11 protein-coding genes, 1 tRNA gene and 1 pseudogene are annotated in these 15,042 nt (G+C 71.4%); 3 read left to right on the top strand and 10 right to left on the bottom strand.

Going from position 1 to position 15,042, the window contains the following annotated elements; all coding sequences use genetic code 11:
• Positions 1–78 precede the first annotated feature (78 nt).
• Together ACZ6RT_RS32835 and ACZ6RT_RS32830 are read right to left on the bottom strand one after the other, a co-directional pair.
• The gene (locus ACZ6RT_RS32835; protein ID WP_470157744.1) at positions 79–672 is read right to left on the bottom strand and encodes a DUF4291 domain-containing protein; all 594 of its coding nucleotides are present in this window, start codon (positions 670–672) and stop codon (positions 79–81) included.
• A 245-nt stretch (positions 673–917) separates the two neighbouring features.
• A tRNA-Tyr gene (locus tag ACZ6RT_RS32830) sits at positions 918–1,002 on the bottom strand.
• 508 nt (positions 1,003–1,510) lie between these two features.
• On the opposite strand from ACZ6RT_RS32830, the gene ACZ6RT_RS32825 reads away from it, so the two are divergent.
• Positions 1,511–2,005, top strand: coding sequence for a YajQ family cyclic di-GMP-binding protein (locus ACZ6RT_RS32825; protein WP_399185506.1), 495 nt, complete (start codon positions 1,511–1,513; stop codon positions 2,003–2,005).
• A 501-nt stretch (positions 2,006–2,506) separates the two neighbouring features.
• Positions 2,507–3,352: a hypothetical protein gene (locus tag ACZ6RT_RS32820; protein WP_470157742.1), complete on the top strand. Its 846-nt coding sequence runs from the start codon at positions 2,507–2,509 to the stop codon at positions 3,350–3,352.
• A gap of 39 nt (positions 3,353–3,391) precedes the next feature.
• On the opposite strand, the gene htpX is transcribed toward ACZ6RT_RS32820, so the two are convergent.
• The 7 genes and pseudogenes from htpX to ACZ6RT_RS32785 form a co-directional block, all read right to left on the bottom strand.
• Positions 3,392–4,240 carry a zinc metalloprotease HtpX gene (gene htpX / locus ACZ6RT_RS32815; RefSeq protein WP_399185503.1) on the bottom strand — a complete coding sequence of 283 codons (849 nt, stop codon included), beginning with the start codon at positions 4,238–4,240 and terminating at the stop codon, positions 3,392–3,394.
• Between the two features lie 73 nt (positions 4,241–4,313).
• On the bottom strand, positions 4,314–6,020 hold the full coding sequence (locus tag ACZ6RT_RS32810; RefSeq protein WP_470157740.1) for an NADH-quinone oxidoreductase subunit N: 1,707 nt from the start codon (positions 6,018–6,020) through the stop codon (positions 4,314–4,316).
• Positions 6,017–7,774: a complex I subunit 4 family protein gene (locus ACZ6RT_RS32805; protein WP_470157738.1), complete on the bottom strand. Its 1,758-nt coding sequence runs from the start codon at positions 7,772–7,774 to the stop codon at positions 6,017–6,019. The genes ACZ6RT_RS32810 and ACZ6RT_RS32805 overlap by 4 nt, the downstream gene beginning before the upstream one ends.
• Positions 7,775–7,853: 79 nt before the next feature.
• The gene (locus ACZ6RT_RS32800) at positions 7,854–10,004 is read right to left on the bottom strand and encodes an NADH-quinone oxidoreductase subunit 5 family protein (protein ID WP_470157736.1); all 2,151 of its coding nucleotides are present in this window, start codon (positions 10,002–10,004) and stop codon (positions 7,854–7,856) included.
• A gap of 164 nt (positions 10,005–10,168) precedes the next feature.
• Positions 10,169–10,450: pseudogene (nuoK, locus tag ACZ6RT_RS32795) on the bottom strand (NADH-quinone oxidoreductase subunit NuoK); the annotation flags it as partial.
• A 1-nt stretch (position 10,451) separates the two neighbouring features.
• Entirely contained in the window at positions 10,452–10,988 is a 537-nt protein-coding gene (locus tag ACZ6RT_RS32790; protein ID WP_399185496.1) for an NADH-quinone oxidoreductase subunit J, read from the bottom strand.
• The gene (locus ACZ6RT_RS32785) at positions 10,985–12,085 is read right to left on the bottom strand and encodes a 4Fe-4S binding protein (protein ID WP_470157784.1); all 1,101 of its coding nucleotides are present in this window, start codon (positions 12,083–12,085) and stop codon (positions 10,985–10,987) included. Before ACZ6RT_RS32785 ends, ACZ6RT_RS32790 begins: the two co-directional genes overlap by 4 nt.
• 371 nt (positions 12,086–12,456) lie before the next feature.
• On the opposite strand from ACZ6RT_RS32785, the gene ACZ6RT_RS32780 reads away from it, so the two are divergent.
• Positions 12,457–14,004 carry a serine/threonine-protein kinase gene (locus ACZ6RT_RS32780; protein ID WP_470157733.1) on the top strand — a complete coding sequence of 516 codons (1,548 nt, stop codon included), beginning with the start codon at positions 12,457–12,459 and terminating at the stop codon, positions 14,002–14,004.
• A 31-nt stretch (positions 14,005–14,035) separates the two neighbouring features.
• On the opposite strand, the gene ACZ6RT_RS32775 is transcribed toward ACZ6RT_RS32780, so the two are convergent.
• Positions 14,036–14,974, bottom strand: a complete 939-nt coding sequence (locus tag ACZ6RT_RS32775; protein WP_399185494.1) for a hypothetical protein — start codon at positions 14,972–14,974, stop codon at positions 14,036–14,038.
• Between the last annotated feature and the right edge of the window lie 68 nt (positions 14,975–15,042).

Below are 15,042 nucleotides of genomic sequence, written 5' to 3'. Positions count from 1 at the left end.
CCGACAGCATCTGCACACCAGGTCCGACGTCGGTCCGTCCACCGAGTCGAGAGACAGCCTTCAGGAGTCATGAGCGGATCACTGACGTAGGTGGGCCAGAAGCTCGTCCCCGGCAGGGTAAGGACGTTCCTCGGGCAGGAGACGGACCGCGGTGTCCGGCTCGTCGTTGCGCATGAGTGTGTGGATCTCGCGAGCAAGCGGAGTCACGTCGGTGATGGCGACCGTCCACTCGTCCGCGTACCGGCGGGCGCCCTCATCCGAGAGGCCGAGCTGCAGTGAGCGGTAGGGCAGCGGCTGTAGGCGGAGATCGCGTTCGGGATCCCACTGCACTCGGGCCGGCGCATGCTTCAGCTGCCGCTTCCAGGTGTCCCGGTCGGAATGAAGTCCACGCTCATAGTGCGACAGGCACGCGTGGCGCAGGGCCCATTCGAACCCCTCGCGGACGATCTCGATGGCCAGGACGGTCTCCTGTCCCTCCTTGGTGCCCCAGCCGCAGCGGTACATCATCCACAGGAACGATGGTTTGACCCACGTCATCCGGTCTCGCTTCCAGGCGGCGGGGAAGCGTCCACGGCGAGCGGCGGGGAGGCCGATCTCCGGAGCGTAGGCCTGGTAGACGGTGACCGTTGAGGCGGTGTGGACCGCCCGGATCCTGCGCTCTGGTTCTTCCATGCTGGACAGGATGAGGCCGGCCGCTGGGAGGATCCATTGATTTAAAAGCCGTCTCCTTCGGCTTCACCGGCCGGCCCTCATCCCTGAACCGCTCCGAGAACCCGGCACGGCCCGGGGAAACGGCCTTAGGATCATTGCGCGCATATTGCGCGACCACCGACACAGGGCCGCTCAGGGTGGCATCCGGCTGCATGGCCCGGAAACGCAAAAGAGGCCCCGGAGGGCCTCTGAGCTGCTGTTTCTGCTGGTGGCAGGTGCAGGACTTGAACCTGCGTAGGCTGAGCCGACGGTTTTACAGACCGCTCCCTTTGACCACTCGGGCAACCTGCCGCGTCCTCCGCTTGCGGCGGCGACAGGAAGAAGAATAGCGGACTTCGGCTGGTGACGTGACATCGGCGGCGCGTGCCGCCCCCTACCCGCCCCCACCTGGGCCTTTGGGGCGTATCGGCTGTTCCTGACGGCTACGGGTGGGGTCAGAGGGACGCGTGGGAGACGGTCCGGTGCCGACGCGAGGAGGAGACCGCGGGAAGGAACAGGGATCGGCACGGTGACGGGCCGGTGTGGCGGGTGCGGGTCGTGATGACGCCCGTGAAAGCCGGGAAACGGGACGCGTACAGGATGGGGGGCGAGTTGGGGGGTCGGCCGGGGTGGCGGGAATGCGACGGGGCCGGGATGGGACACGCCACCGCCTCGGCATCGGTGAGAGATGCTGGCTAGGCTGATCCGTTACGTACGCGTCTACCGAACCGGCTCGCGGACGTCGCCGCGATTCGAGGTCCGCGGCACCTGGGAGCCGGGCCGTGGCTGATAGTTCTACCGGGTCAGAGGGGATTGTACTTTGGCGGATTCATCGTTCGACATCGTCAGCAAGATCGACCACCAGGAGGCCGACAACGCGCTGAACCAGACGCTCAAGGAGGTGGGCCACCGGTTCGACTTCAAGGGTACCGGGGCCACCATCGCCTGGTCGGGGGGACAGAAGGCGATCGAGATCAAGGCCAACAGCGAGGAGCGCGCCAACGCGGTCCTCGATGTCTTCAAGGAAAAACTGATCAAGCGGGGGCTCTCGCTCAAGATCCTGGACGCGGACGAGCCCAAGCTCTCGGGCAAGGAGTACCGCCTCGTGGTGACCCTCAAGGAGGGCATCGACCAGGAGCACGCCAAGAAGATCTCGAAGATCATTCGTGACGAGGGGCCCAAGGGCGTCAAGGCGCAGATCCAGGGTGACGAGCTGCGCGTGAGCTCGAAGAAGAGGGACGAGCTCCAGGAGGTCATCGCCCTGCTCAAGGGTAAGGACCTGGAGATCGCCCTTCAGTTCTCGAACTACCGCTAGCCGGGCGAGCGATCGGCGCCCTGGACCGGGATTCCATGATTCCCGTCGTCGATCAGGGCACGCCCAGGGCACGTTCAGGGCACACGGCCGGGGCAGGAGGTCTCCCATGCCCCGGCCGCTCACCCGCTCGAATCGGCGCGGCCACCGGCCGTCGGGACACCCGGCGTCCGCGGTGCCGGACGGCCGCCGATGCGGCGAGGCCGTCCGGGACGTGTGGCCGGCGCGCCGTCCACCGCTCCCGTCATGGGAGGGCCCGTGACCGAGCGTCCGTCCCGACCGGCAGGGGCCGTTCCGCGAAGGGATCTCCGGCCTGCCGGCAGGGAGGTCCGGTTCCGTCGCCGGACCGGATGACGACATCCGCGACGGCATCACCGGCCGGACCTCGGCCGGGGCGTACAGTGGCCGGTACGTAGCGGACGCCCCCGTTGTCCGGGGACTCGGGGGTTCTCCATGAGATCGTTCCGCCGTTTGGGCGTCTGTGCCGGTGTGCTCGTCATGGCGATGGCGGTTCCCCTTCCGGCACGCGCCGTGGACGTGCGGTCTCCGGCCCGGTACGCGGGGCTCGACGGCTGCCTCTGCGCCCCGTGGAGGCTCTGGGGCCGGGGGGACGACGTCGTCGACCTCACCGACGCCCGGGTGTTCTCCTCGCGGGGACGGCGTGCTCCGTTGACCCTGTCCCCCAACGGGGGACATGTCGCCTACTTCCAGCTCGACGGCGGGGCGCTGGTGGTGCGGAAGGTGACCTCGGACGCGGTACGCGCGGTGCCGGGCGTGACCTGGTCGACCGCCATGCGTGCGACGCGGATCGAACTCTCCCCGCGCGGGCGGTACGTGGTGCTGAGCGCCGGAGGGGAGCACCGGATCCTGGACACCCGCAGCGGGGCCGGCCCCACGGTGCCGTCGGGGCTGCGACCGTGGAGTTTCAGTCCCGACGCGGAATTCGTGCTGCTGGTGGACGACACGTTCCAGGCGCGGGTGTACTCGATGTCGCCTTTCGCCGAGCGGGGACGCGCGCCCCTGGGAGGCGCGCTCGGGCCGGGAGGCGAGACCGTCGCCCACTTCACGGAACGTGACGCCGGGATCGATCTGTGGAGCGTGACGTCCGGCGTCCCTCTCACGAGCACCCCCGTCACCGTCCCGTACGGCAGGACCGCGACCCGGCTGCGCTGGGACGTCATGGGTGAGCTGGAGCTGCAGACGGTCGTTTCGCGCCGGGCGAGGAAGGGGGGTGGTAGCCGTTACACCTGGTATCGGGTCGATCGGGAGACGGGCGGGACGGAACGGGCCGGTGGCTTCGTCGTGCCCGGGTCGGTCCACCATCCGATCGTCGCCGGGTTGAGCCCGTGATCCGTCCCGGGCCGCAGGGAGCCGTTTTTCCGGACGGGGTCAGCGGCGGTAGCCGGCCATCCGCTCCAGGCGGGCGACGCGCTCGGCGGTGGGCGGGTGGGTGGAGAAGATCCTGCTGATCCCGGTGCCGCGGAAGGGGTTGGCGATCATCAGGTGTGAGGCGGAGACGATGCGGCCGTTCTCCGGGAGGGGCAACCGGCGGGTGCCCATCTCGATCTTCCTCAGTGCCGAGGCCAGGGCCAGCGGGTCACCGGTCAGCCTGGCTCCGGACTCGTCCGCCTGGAACTCGCGGGAACGCGAGATGGCCGTCTGGATCATCCCCGCCGCGACCGGGCCGAGCACGAGCATGAGGAGGGCACCGACGAAACCGGGCCCCTCGTCGTCGTCCCCGCCGAAGAAGAGCCCGACGTAACCGAGGTAGGTGATCATCGTGGCGAGCGCGCCGGCCACCGAGGAGATCAGGATGTCGCGGTTGTAGACGTGGGAGAGCTCGTGGCCGATGACCCCGCGCAGCTCGCGCTCGTCGAGCAGCCGGGTGATCCCGTAGGTCACGCAGACCGCGGCGTTACGGGGATTTCGTCCCGTCGCGAAGGCGTTGGGCTGCATGGTCGGCGAGACGTACAGCCGGGGCATGGGCTGGCGGGCCTCGGTGGAGAGCTCCCGCACGATCCGGTAGAGGACCGGTTGCTCGACCTCGCTCACGGGCCGGGCGCGCATGGCGGACAGCGCCATGCGGTCGGAGAAGAAGTACGCGACGGCGTTGACCGCCAGTGCGGTCACGACCGCGATCTGCACGCCGGCGCCGCCCCCGAACCACGCCCCCACCGCGATGATCACCGCGGACAGCGCGCCGAGGAGGGCCGCGGTACGCAGACCGTTGTGGTGCACTTCATCCCCCTCCCGGTCGATGCCGACTCACCTGTGACAACGTCTCTGCCCAGGTCGAACGTTCCCGGTCGGTTCAGCCTGCGGCGATGAGCGCCGCGGGGACGAGGTCGAGGACCAGCTGGGGGGCGGCCGAGAAGACGATCGCGACGACGGCGGCCAGCGTGACGGCCACGGCGGCGGGCAACCACCCGGCCCCGCGCCCGGTGGAAGGTGTCTCATCCGCTCCGGGCCCGCTCACACCGGGCTCGCCCGCTGCCGCCCCCTCACCGGCCGGGACCACCGGAGAAAGGGCCGGGACCGGGGCCGGGGTGAAGATCCGCACGACCCAGGTGACGTAGTAGTAGAGGCCCACGACCGTGTTGACCGCCATCACCGCGGCCAGCCAGCCACCGCCCGCGCCGAGCACCTCCCGGAACACCACGATCTTGGCGAAGAGCCCCGCGAGCCCCGGGGGCAGGCCCGCCAGGCAGATCAGGAAGAAGGCCAGCGCCAGCCCGGCCGCCGGGCTGCGGAACACCAGCCCCCGGTAGTCGTCGAGCCTTCCTCCCCCGGGTCCTCTGGACACCAGCGTGACCACGGCGAAGGCGCCGAGGTTCATCGCCGCGTAGAAGAGCAGGTAGGCGATCGAGGCGTTCATCGCCTGGTCGTTCCTGACCCCGAGGGGGGCGAGGATGTAGCCGGACTGGGCGACGGAGGACCAGGCGAGCAGACGGACCGCGTCGCGCTGGCGCAGCGCCAGCAGGTTCCCCACGGTCATGGTCAGCGCGGCGATGATCGCCACCAGCGGGACCCAGGTGGAGCCCTGACCGCCCAGGGCGACGACCAGGATGAGGATCAGCCCGGCGAACCCCGCCGCCTTGGAGATGACCGACAGGAGGGCCGCGACGGGCACGGGCGCGCCCTGGTAGACGTCACCCGCCCAGGCGTGGAACGGCACCGCGGCGATCTTGAAGGCGAACCCGGCGAGGACGAGCACCACGGCCACGGTCACCACGGCGGGCGGCGCCTGGTCGATCTGGAGCGAGGAGCCTGCGGCGACACCGCCCGGATCCACGAGACCCGGCCGGATTCCGGGAGCGGGCCCGACCTGTCGCAGTGCCTGGGCGATCCGGCCGAGGTAGACGGTGCCGGTCGTCCCGTACAGCAGGGAGACGCCGAAGAGCATGACGGCCGTGGAGACCACCGAGACCAGGAAGAGCTTCACCGCCGCCTCGGAGCTGCGGCCGTCATAGCGCCTGAGCGCGGTGAGCGCGAACACCGGCAGCGAGACCAGTTCCAGCGCGACCACCAGCATGATCAGGTCGCGGGAGGCGGGCAGGGCGACGGCGCCCGCCAGCGTGCAGAGCAGCAGGAAGTACCACTCCCCGACGGGAATGTCGGCACGGGACAGCTCGGCCGCCGACAGCAGCACCACGACGACCCCCGCGGCCAGCGCGAGCCCGGCGAAGATCAGCGTGAAGTCGTCGACCACGAAGGAGCACGGCGCCGCGGTGGCCGTCGCGGGCGTGCCGCCCGGGCGGACGAGACCTCCGATCGCCGCGCGGGGGGAGCCGAGCAGCCCTTCGGGCACGCAGAAGGTCCTCAGCGGATCGCCGGCTCGTACGGCCTGCGAGATCACCGTCGCCAGGGCCGCGATCACCCCGGCCAGCGTGACCGCGCCGAGTGCCCGCCGGACGTGCGGCCTGCGGGGCAGGAAGGCGTCCAGCAGCAGTACGAGCCCGGCGGTGAGGGCGAGGATCAGCGGCGGCGCGACCGCGTAGTAGTCGATGGGCTGGATCACGGTGCCCCCACCAGGGTGCGGACCACCGGGTCGGTGAGGGCGAGGAGCGCCTTGGGCCAGAGCCCGAACAACAGGATCAGCACGACCAGCGGCACCCAGGCGGCCAGCTCGTGACCCATGACGTCGGGCATGCGCGCCCTGCCGGTGGAGGCGGGCGGGCGGCCTGTCGTGCCGTGTGCCGACGTGACCGCGCGTTCTCCGGCGCTGGACGTGTCCTCCTCCGCGGCGGAACCCGCGACGGAGCCCGTGGTCGGGCTCGCGGCCGGAACCGTGGTCGGGCTCGCGGCCGGAACCGTGGTCGGGCCCGTGGCGGGAAGGCCGCCCGTGGCGGCGGCGGTGAGGATCGGGACGTGGACCGTCTCGGTGCCCCTGCCGTGGGTGACGCGGGAGAGCATGAGCAGGAAGTAGGCGGCGGTCAGCACGGTGCCGAGACCTCCGAGGGCCATGAAGACCAGGTACAGGGGGCGGGACAGGCCCGCGGCGGGCTGGAAGGCGCCGAGCAGGGCCAGCATCTCCCCCCAGAAGCCGGCCAGCCCCGGCAGCCCGAGCGAGGCGACGCAGGCGAAGGTGAGCAGGGACCCCACCCGGGGAAGGCGCGTCAGCATGCCGCCGCCGAGCGCGGGCATGTCGGAGGTGCCGTGGCGTTCCTTGATCGCTCCCGCCACGAAGAACAGCAGGGCGGTGATCAGGCCGTGGGCGATGTTGCCGAACAACGCCCCGTTGATCCCGACCGGGGTGAGCGTGGCGAACCCCAGCAGCACGAAGCCCATGTGACCGACCGAGGAGTAGGCGATCATCCTCTTCAGGTCGCGCTGCGCCAGGCACGCCAGGGAGCCGTAGACGATTCCGGCCACCGCGAAGGCGCCCAGCCAGGGGGCCGTCGCGGCGGCGCCGTCGGGCAGGACCGGGATCGCGATGCGGGCGAAGCCGTACGTGCCCATCTTGAGCAGTACGCCCGCCAGGAGCACCGAGCCGACGGTCGGCGCCTCGGTGTGCGCGTCGGGCAGCCAGGTGTGCAACGGCCACATCGGTGTCTTGACCGCGAACCCGATGCCGACCGCCAGGAAGGCGATGGTCTGCACCGGGCGGGACATGCCGATCCCCCGCGCCTCGGCCAGGGCCGTCATGTCCAGGGTGCCGGTCTGCGACCAGATGAGCAGCAGGCCGAGCAGCAGGACCACCGAGCCGAGCAGGGTGTAGAGGATGAACTTGATCGCCGCCGCCCGGCGGGCCCGGCCGCCCCAGACGGCGATCAGGAAGTACATCGGGATGAGGACGACCTCGAAGAAGACGAAGAACAACAGCAGGTCGAGCGCGAGGAACGTGCCGACCATGCCGACCTCGAGGACGAGGAGGGTGAACACCATCGCCCGCGGCCGGTCACCGCCGGGACCGGACCGCAGCAGCTGCCCGGGGCCGTCGGCCCGCCCCCGGCACAGGTAGACGAAGCAGAGGAAGGTCAGCAGCGTGGTCAGCACCACCAGCGGGAGCGAGATCCCGTCCACGCCGAGATGGAACCGGAGGTCGAGCCCGGGGATCCAGGCCAGGTCGGTCGCGAACTGCACCCGGGCGGCGTCGCCGTGGTCGAAGGCGGCGACCAGCACCACCGACAGCGCGAACGTGACCCCGGAGACGGCCAGGCCGTACGCACGGAGCAGCCGCCCCCGGGCCACGGCGTCCGCACGGGACGGCACGAGCAGCGCGACCGCCCCGGCCAGTGGCAGGGCGAGCAGCGCGAGCGGCAACCAGCTCATGGAGGTCAACGGCGTGTCACCGCCGGACGGGCGAGGAGCGGCACGGCGAGGGCCATGACACCCCGGGGAAGCAGAGAGATCATTTGAAGATCACCGCCCCGGCCGCGAAGAGAAGGACGCCCGCCAGCAGGCCGGTGATGTAGAGCTGCGCGTTGCCGTTCTGTGCCAGGCGGACCAGCCCGGCCACGCCCAGGGTCGTCCGGCCCGAGCCGCGCACCGCACCGTCCACCACGCGGCCGTCGGCACGGACGACCAGACCGGCAAGAAGCAGGACGGGCTGGACGAAGAGGGCCGTGTAGACGGCGTCTACATGGAAGGCGCGCTCACAGGGAACGCGGAGAGGGCCGAGCAGACGGGCCGGGTCACTCCCCGGTTCCGATCGCCACACGGCGTAGACCACTCCGGCGCCCAGCAGCGCCACCGCGAGGCTGAGAGCCGCGGTCCCCCAGTGCACGTCACCGATCCGGGCGAAGCCGAGAAGCAGGGCCGGGACCGCCAGGACGACGATGGGCCAGCGCATGGTGGCCGGTGTCCGGTGCACGGCGGCGTGGACGGTGCCGGACGCGGTCCCCGCGGCGGAACCGAGGGCGAGTACGGGGTTCGCCGGGGCGCGCCGTCCGAAGAAGGTGCGCAGCCAGGCCCGGGTGGCGTAGGCGCCGGTGACCGCGACCGTGGCGAGCGCGCACCCGTACAGCAGCAGGGCCACGGCATCGTTCAGTGGCCCGGCGGACAGGGAGCGCTCGATGGCCACCAGCACCTCGTCCTTGCTGAAGAAACCGCTGGCCGGGGGGAGGCCCATCAGCGCCGCGAGGCCGATCGTCATCGCGGCGAAGGTGACGGGAAGCTCCCTGCGAAGACCCCCCATCGTGCTCATCAGGTTGGAGGCGACCGCGTGGATGACGGCCCCCGCGCAGAGGAAGAGCAGGGCCTTGAAGGCTCCGTGGGTGATCAGATGGAAGACCGCGGCACTTCGGGAACCCGCCGCCAGGGCACCGGCCATGTAGGCGAGCTGGCTGACGGTGGAGTAGGCCAGGACGCGTTTGAGGTCGTCCTGGGCCAGCGCGGCAAGGGCCGCGCCCAGCATGCCGATCGCGGCCATGACCGCGAGCACGTCCAGGGTCGCGGGGGCTCCGAGGAAGACCGGGTAGAGGCGGGCGACGACGAAGATCCCGGCGGCGACCATGGTGGCCGCGTGGATGAGGGCGCTGATCGGTGTCGGTCCGGCCATCGCGTCGGGCAGCCAGACGTGCAACGGCACCTGGGCGCTCTTCCCGGCGACCCCGGCCAGCAGCAGCATGGTGGCCGCGACGAGCGTTCCCGACGACATCGCGGGGACGGCGGCGATCACGTCGGCGATCCTGAAGCTTCCGGCCGCCGTCCCGAGGACGAAGATGCCGAACAGGAAACCCACGTCTCCGATCCGGGTGACGAGGAACGCCTTGATCGCCGCCCGCGAGTTGGCCCTCTCCTCCCACCAGTGCCCGACCAGCAGGTAGGAGCACAGGCCCATGACCTCCCATCCCACGTAGAGGACGAGCAGGTCCGCCGAGTAGACGACCAGCAGCATGGCGCTGGTGAACAGGCTGATGAAGGCGCTGTACGACGGGTATCGCCGGTCGCCGCGCATGTAACCGACGGAGTACACCTGGACGGCCAGCGCGACGACGGTCACCAGCACCGCGATCGAGGCGGCGAGGCCGTCGACGAGCAGCCCCACCGAGATGGGCACCGAGCCGGTCTCGATGACGGTGAAGGTCGCGGTGACCCCCTCGATCGCACCGCCGGCCGCGTCCTGGCCACCGGCTCCCGCCGGAGTGGACGCCCCTGTTCCGCCCCGGCCGGCCGTCCACGTGGCGTAGGCCGGCCAGAGCGCCAGGACGGCGGAGACCGCGGTGGGGACCACCGCGATCCAGGCGGCCCGGCGGCCGGCGGCGCTGTCGGCCTTGAGGCCGGCCCTGAGCTCGGCCGTGGTGCCGGCCGTGGATTCGGCCGTGGATTCGGCGGTGATGCCGGTCTCGGCGCTGGTCCCGGGGTCGGTTCCGGTGCGGGTGGCGGTTTCGGTGGTGGCGGTGGTCTGGGCGGTGGCGGTGGTCTGGGCGGTGTCGGTCCTGGCGGTAGCGGGTGCGAGGGGTGTGACACCGCGGGGGCGGTGAGGGAAGCGGGAGCCGAGCAGCCCGGCGACGGCCGCGAGGAAGGGCAGCAGGATCACGAGGGCGGCGACGGTGATCATGTCGTGTCACGCGGCCCGGTGGCTGCGGGAGCGACGGGCCGGGTGCCGGTGGGCCTGGCGTCATCGGACCCGGTGCCGGTGGAATCGGTGCCGGCGGGGTCGGTGCCGGTGGACTTCGCGTCGGCGGGGTCGGCGTCGGTGGGTTCCGCCAGGGAGCGGAGACGGTCGAGGTCGACGGTCTGGCGGTTGCGGTAGAGCGCCAGGATGATCGCGAGGCCGATGCCGACCTCGGCGGCGGCGATCACGATGACGAACAGCGTGAGGACCTGCCCGCCGTGCAACCGATCGCGCAACCACACGTCGAAGGCGACCAGGTTGAGGTTGACGGCGTTGAGCATGAGCTCGACGGACATCAGCACGAGGATCGCGTTGCGCCGGGCGAGCACGCCGTACACGCCGATCGAGAACAGCAGCGCCGAGACGACGGCGGGGTAGACGATGTGCACGTCAGTCCCTCCCGCGAATGTCGGTGCGGGACAGCACGACGGCGCCTATCAGGGCCGCGAGCAGCAGGATCGAGAGCGCCTCGAACGGGAGCACCCAGTTGCGGAAGATGCTGGAGCCGAGCTCCCGCGCGGAACCGGCACCGGGCTCCAGGGGCGCGTAGGCCATGCGGAAGCCGTCGACGACGACGGTGACCAGCACGGCCGCGGTGGCGATCGCCACGATCGCGGCGGTGGGCCTGTTCGGGCTGTCGAGGTCGGCGCTCCTGCCGATCGGGGCACGGGTGAGCATGATGCCGAACAGCAACAGGACCACGATGGCACCGACGTAGATCAGCACCTGGACCCAGGCGACGAACTCGGCCGTCAGGACCAGGTAGCACCCCGCCAGCGCGCCGAAGCAGACGACCAGCCACAGGGCGGCGTGGACGAGCTGCCGGGTGGTCACGACGAGCAGGGCCGACCCGACGGCCACCGCGCCCAGCAGGAGAAAGACGATCTCCTGCCCGCTCGGTGACAGATAGGACGGCACCTCGGTCACGTCTCCTCCTCCGGCTCTCCGTTCGGATCCGCAGGAGAAGTCTGCTCCGGCGCGTCCGTCGCCGGGGGCACGCCACCCCTACCTGTGGATAACTTCTCGACGGACGAGCCGCCTGTGGACGAACCGGTGGGCTTGGGAAGGGACCCCGGCGGGCGGATCGCGCGGACGCTCGCGTGGCTCGCCGAGGTGGCCGGCCTGGAGGGCCTGCCGGGCGGCCGGGCGGGTCGTCCGGACGGCGGTTCGGCGGGGGCGTCGGAGGCCGCAGACCCCGGGGACGCGGCGGACGTCGAAGAATCCGGGGACGCCGCAGAAGTCGGGGACGCCGCAGAAGTAGGAGCCGATCCCGCAGGGCCGGGCGCATCCGAGACCGGAGAGCCGGGGGCGTTCGAGGCCGGGGAGGCAGGGGCGTCCGAGGGAGCGGAACCCGAGGTGCCCGGGGCCGGGGATTCGGCACCGGAGGCACGAGGGGAGGCAGGGGCGGACGAAGTGCCCGGGGAGCCCGCAGAGCTCACAGACCCGGCAGACCCCCGGGAACCCATGGAACCCGACGCCGCCGGGCCGGTTCCGGACGCCGTCCCAGGCGCCGACCCGGCCCCGGACGCCGCTGCGGCCCCGGACGCCGAAGAACCGGACCCCGAGACCGCAGTACCGGAACCGGACGCCGAAGAGCCGGGCGCCGAAGAACCCGATCCGGGCGTACCGGAAGACGTACCGGAGGGCGCGCCGGGAGGGGGCGCCGCAGGTGTGGGACGGGGGCGGACCGGGCGCGAGGCCGCCGCCAGTTCCTTGGGCGGGTCGGCGTTGGGCTCGTGGGCCGGGGGCGGCGGGACGGTCTGCGCCCAGCCCGCCAGCCTGTCCTTCTCGTGCAGAAGATTACGGATGTCCCCGTCGGCGTACTCGAACTCCGGGGACCAGAACAGGGCGTCGAAGGGGCAGACCTCGATGCAGATCCCGCAGTACATGCACAGGGAGAAGTCGATCGCGAAGCGGTCGAGCATGTTGCGGGCGCGGGGACGGCCGCCCTCGGGGGCCGGGAGGGTCTCCTTGTGGGAGTCGATGTAGATGCACCAGTCGGGGCACTCGCGGGCGCAGAGCATGCACACCGTGCAGTTCTCCTCGACCAGCGCGATCACCCCCCTGCTCCGGGGCGGCAGCTCCGGCCGGACCTCGGGGTACTGCTGGGTCACCGACCTGTTCAGCATGTGGCGAAGGGTCACGGAGAGCCCCTTCGCCAACCCCACTCCTGGTATCCGTGCCACAACTCAACATCATGACGCACGGTGGGGCGCTCGGGAATGCGGCGGGCGCCCGGAGACCTCGGTGGTATGGCCCGGACCGCGGGAATCCCCATGGCGGCGAGTTATCCACAGAAGTTATCCACAGACTGTGTGTTCGATAACCGACCCCGACTCGCCGCCCCGGCGCCCAATGTTCTGCGGCAATGCCGGAAAAATCGTATTGTTCGCCCATGTCGTACTACGGGCCGCCGGCATGGCAGCCGCGGCCACCGGCGCGTTCCACCATGGCGTGGAGCGTGCTGTGGACACTGGTCCCCCTGCTGACCTGCGGTATCGGTACACCGGCCATCATCGGTCACGCCGCCCGCAGGCTGCGCAGCCCCCTGCTGGTCTTCGCCGCCGTCGTCTACGGCGTCGGCATCGGCGTCTTCATGGTCGGCGCCTCCATCTACGGCAGCTCCGACCGCATCCCGGTCTGGCTGGACACCATCGGGGCGATCGGCCTGTTCGGAAGCTGGATCGGCGGGCTGATCCACGCCGTGATCCTCAGGGAGTCGGTGTTCCGGGACCCGCAGGTGGACGCCCGGCCGCTCCACGGCCCGGACCACGGGCAGGTACGGACCCCGTACCCGGCCGCGCATCCGGTGTCCCCGGCCGCGCGCCCTCCCGCGCAGTGGCAGTCCCCGCGCCCGCACATGGAGCCCCCTCGGTACGGGGGGCCTCAGGGGTCGCAGACCTCGCACGGCGCCCGCCCGCACGATCGCCGGCACGACACCCACCTGTACGACTCCGGCCCTCACGGCCCAAATCCGTACGACGGCCCCCAGGGCCCAGGCCCGTACGACGGCCCTCACGGCTCAAGCCCGTACGACGGCTCTCACGGCCCAAATCCGTACGACGGCCCTCACCGCCCCCGGAATCCTCACGGTTTCCAGGGCCTCCAGGGCGCTCAGGGAGCTCGGAACCCCCGCGGCCCCGCGGCGTCGACCCCGGCGGCCGGGACCCCGCGCGGGTGGCTGGGGCCGTACCGGCTGATCGGCGAGCTGGGCAAGGGCGGGCAGGGGAAGGTCTACCTGGCGCTCACCCCGCAGGGGCAGAAGGTCGCGATCAAGGTGCTGCACGAGCACGTCAGCGGCGACCGGGTGGTCCGGGAGCGCTTCCTGCGCGAGGTGGAGGCGACCCGCAGGGTGGCGACGTTCTCCACCGCCCGGGTGCTCGACGTGAACATCACCGAGGACCAGGCGTACGTCGTCAGCGAGTACGTGGAGGGCGTCTCCCTGGAGCAGCTGGTCCGCGACAGGGGGCCGCGCGACGAGGACGGGCTGACCCGGCTGGCGCTGGCCACCGCGGGCGCGCTGGCCGCGATCCACCGGGCCGGGGTCGTGCACCGGGACTTCAAGCCGGCCAACGTGCTGATCGGCGCCGACGGCCCCCGGGTGATCGACTTCGGGATCGCCCGTGCCCTCGACCAGGTCACCGCGACCTCGGGAAAGATCATGGGCACCCCCGCCTACATGTCGCCCGAGCAGCTCGCGGGCGAGGCGATCGGCACCGAGACCGACGTGTTCAGCTGGGCCGCGACGATGCTCTTCGCCGCCTCGGGACGGGCGGCGTTCGGGGAGGACACCATCCCCGCGATCCTGAACCGAGTGATCAACCACCACCCGGACCTGTCGCCCATGCCGCCGTCGCTGCGCCCGCTGGCCGCGGCCTGCCTGGACAAGCTGCCCGCCAACCGGCCCACGGCCTCCGACATCATGCTGCGCATCGTGCACTGATCATGCGCGGGTCGTGCACAGCGCGCAGGGGTCAGGGCACCGCGTCCCTGGCCTGGGCCGACAGGGTCAGGTACTCCTCGTGGGTCAGCGCGCGCACCTGGAGCTGCAGATCGTTCCCGGAGGCGAAGCGCTCCACCTCCTCGGGGTCCCAGCGGCCCGGCAGGTGGAAGAGCCCTCCGCCGACCAGCAGGCCGCTCACCCCGGACTCGGCCGAGTACAGCAGCAGCTCGGACGCCTCCAGCTCCCGGGTCCTGCGCGCCGTCTCCAGCAGCAGCCGCTCGTGGACGACCACCAGCCGGCAGTGCGGCTGTCCCTCCCGCCGCAGGACCCGCCCCTGCGCGGTCTGCCTGCGGGTCCTGCGCCGTCCGATCCCGACCACCACGACGGCCCCGACGACCGTGAGCCCCGCGAGCACCAGGGCGACGATGCCGAGCGGGCCCATCCCCCGGGTGACGTCGGCGCGGGTGTCGGTCAGGTTCAGCAGCACCAGCGCCACGAAGGCCACCCCGTAGGCGAGCACGGCCCACATGAGCACGTACAACAGCTGCTCGCGCCACCACACCTTGGGCGAGCTCAGGGGCGGCCTGAGGCTTCGCGCGCCGGGCACGCGCAGGCGCGGCAGCGGCGCGGGGGCCCGGCGCCAGGTCACCGCGCGCCACCGGGGCGACCTGCGGGCCAGCGCGACCCTGGCGCGCTGCGGGGTGTCGAACGTCCGGAACTCGAACTCCAGCCCGTTGGCCGCGGCGAACGCCTCCACCTCCTCCCGGGAGCGGGCACCCGGGGCCTCCAGCATGACCAGGCCGGAGTCGTCCAGCACCGCCAGGCCGTACCTCGTCCTGCCCCTGCCGGGGTAGCCGAAGATCAGCATTGTGCGCGCCCGGACCTCGCCGGTCAACGGCAGCCGCACCGGTGGGTGTTCCGGCACGTCGACGACCAGTTCGTCGTTCTCCACGGCAAGCGCGAGGGTCATGCGTTCCGTCCTTGGCAGGTGGCGTCACAGGGTGTATTACTTCCCTGCCCAGCGTGGGCGCTTCGAAC

Source organism: Streptosporangium sp. NPDC050148 (genome assembly GCF_055586505.1).
Note: the sequence above shows the minus strand (reverse complement) of the source record. Positions and strands in the feature narration are given on the sequence as shown.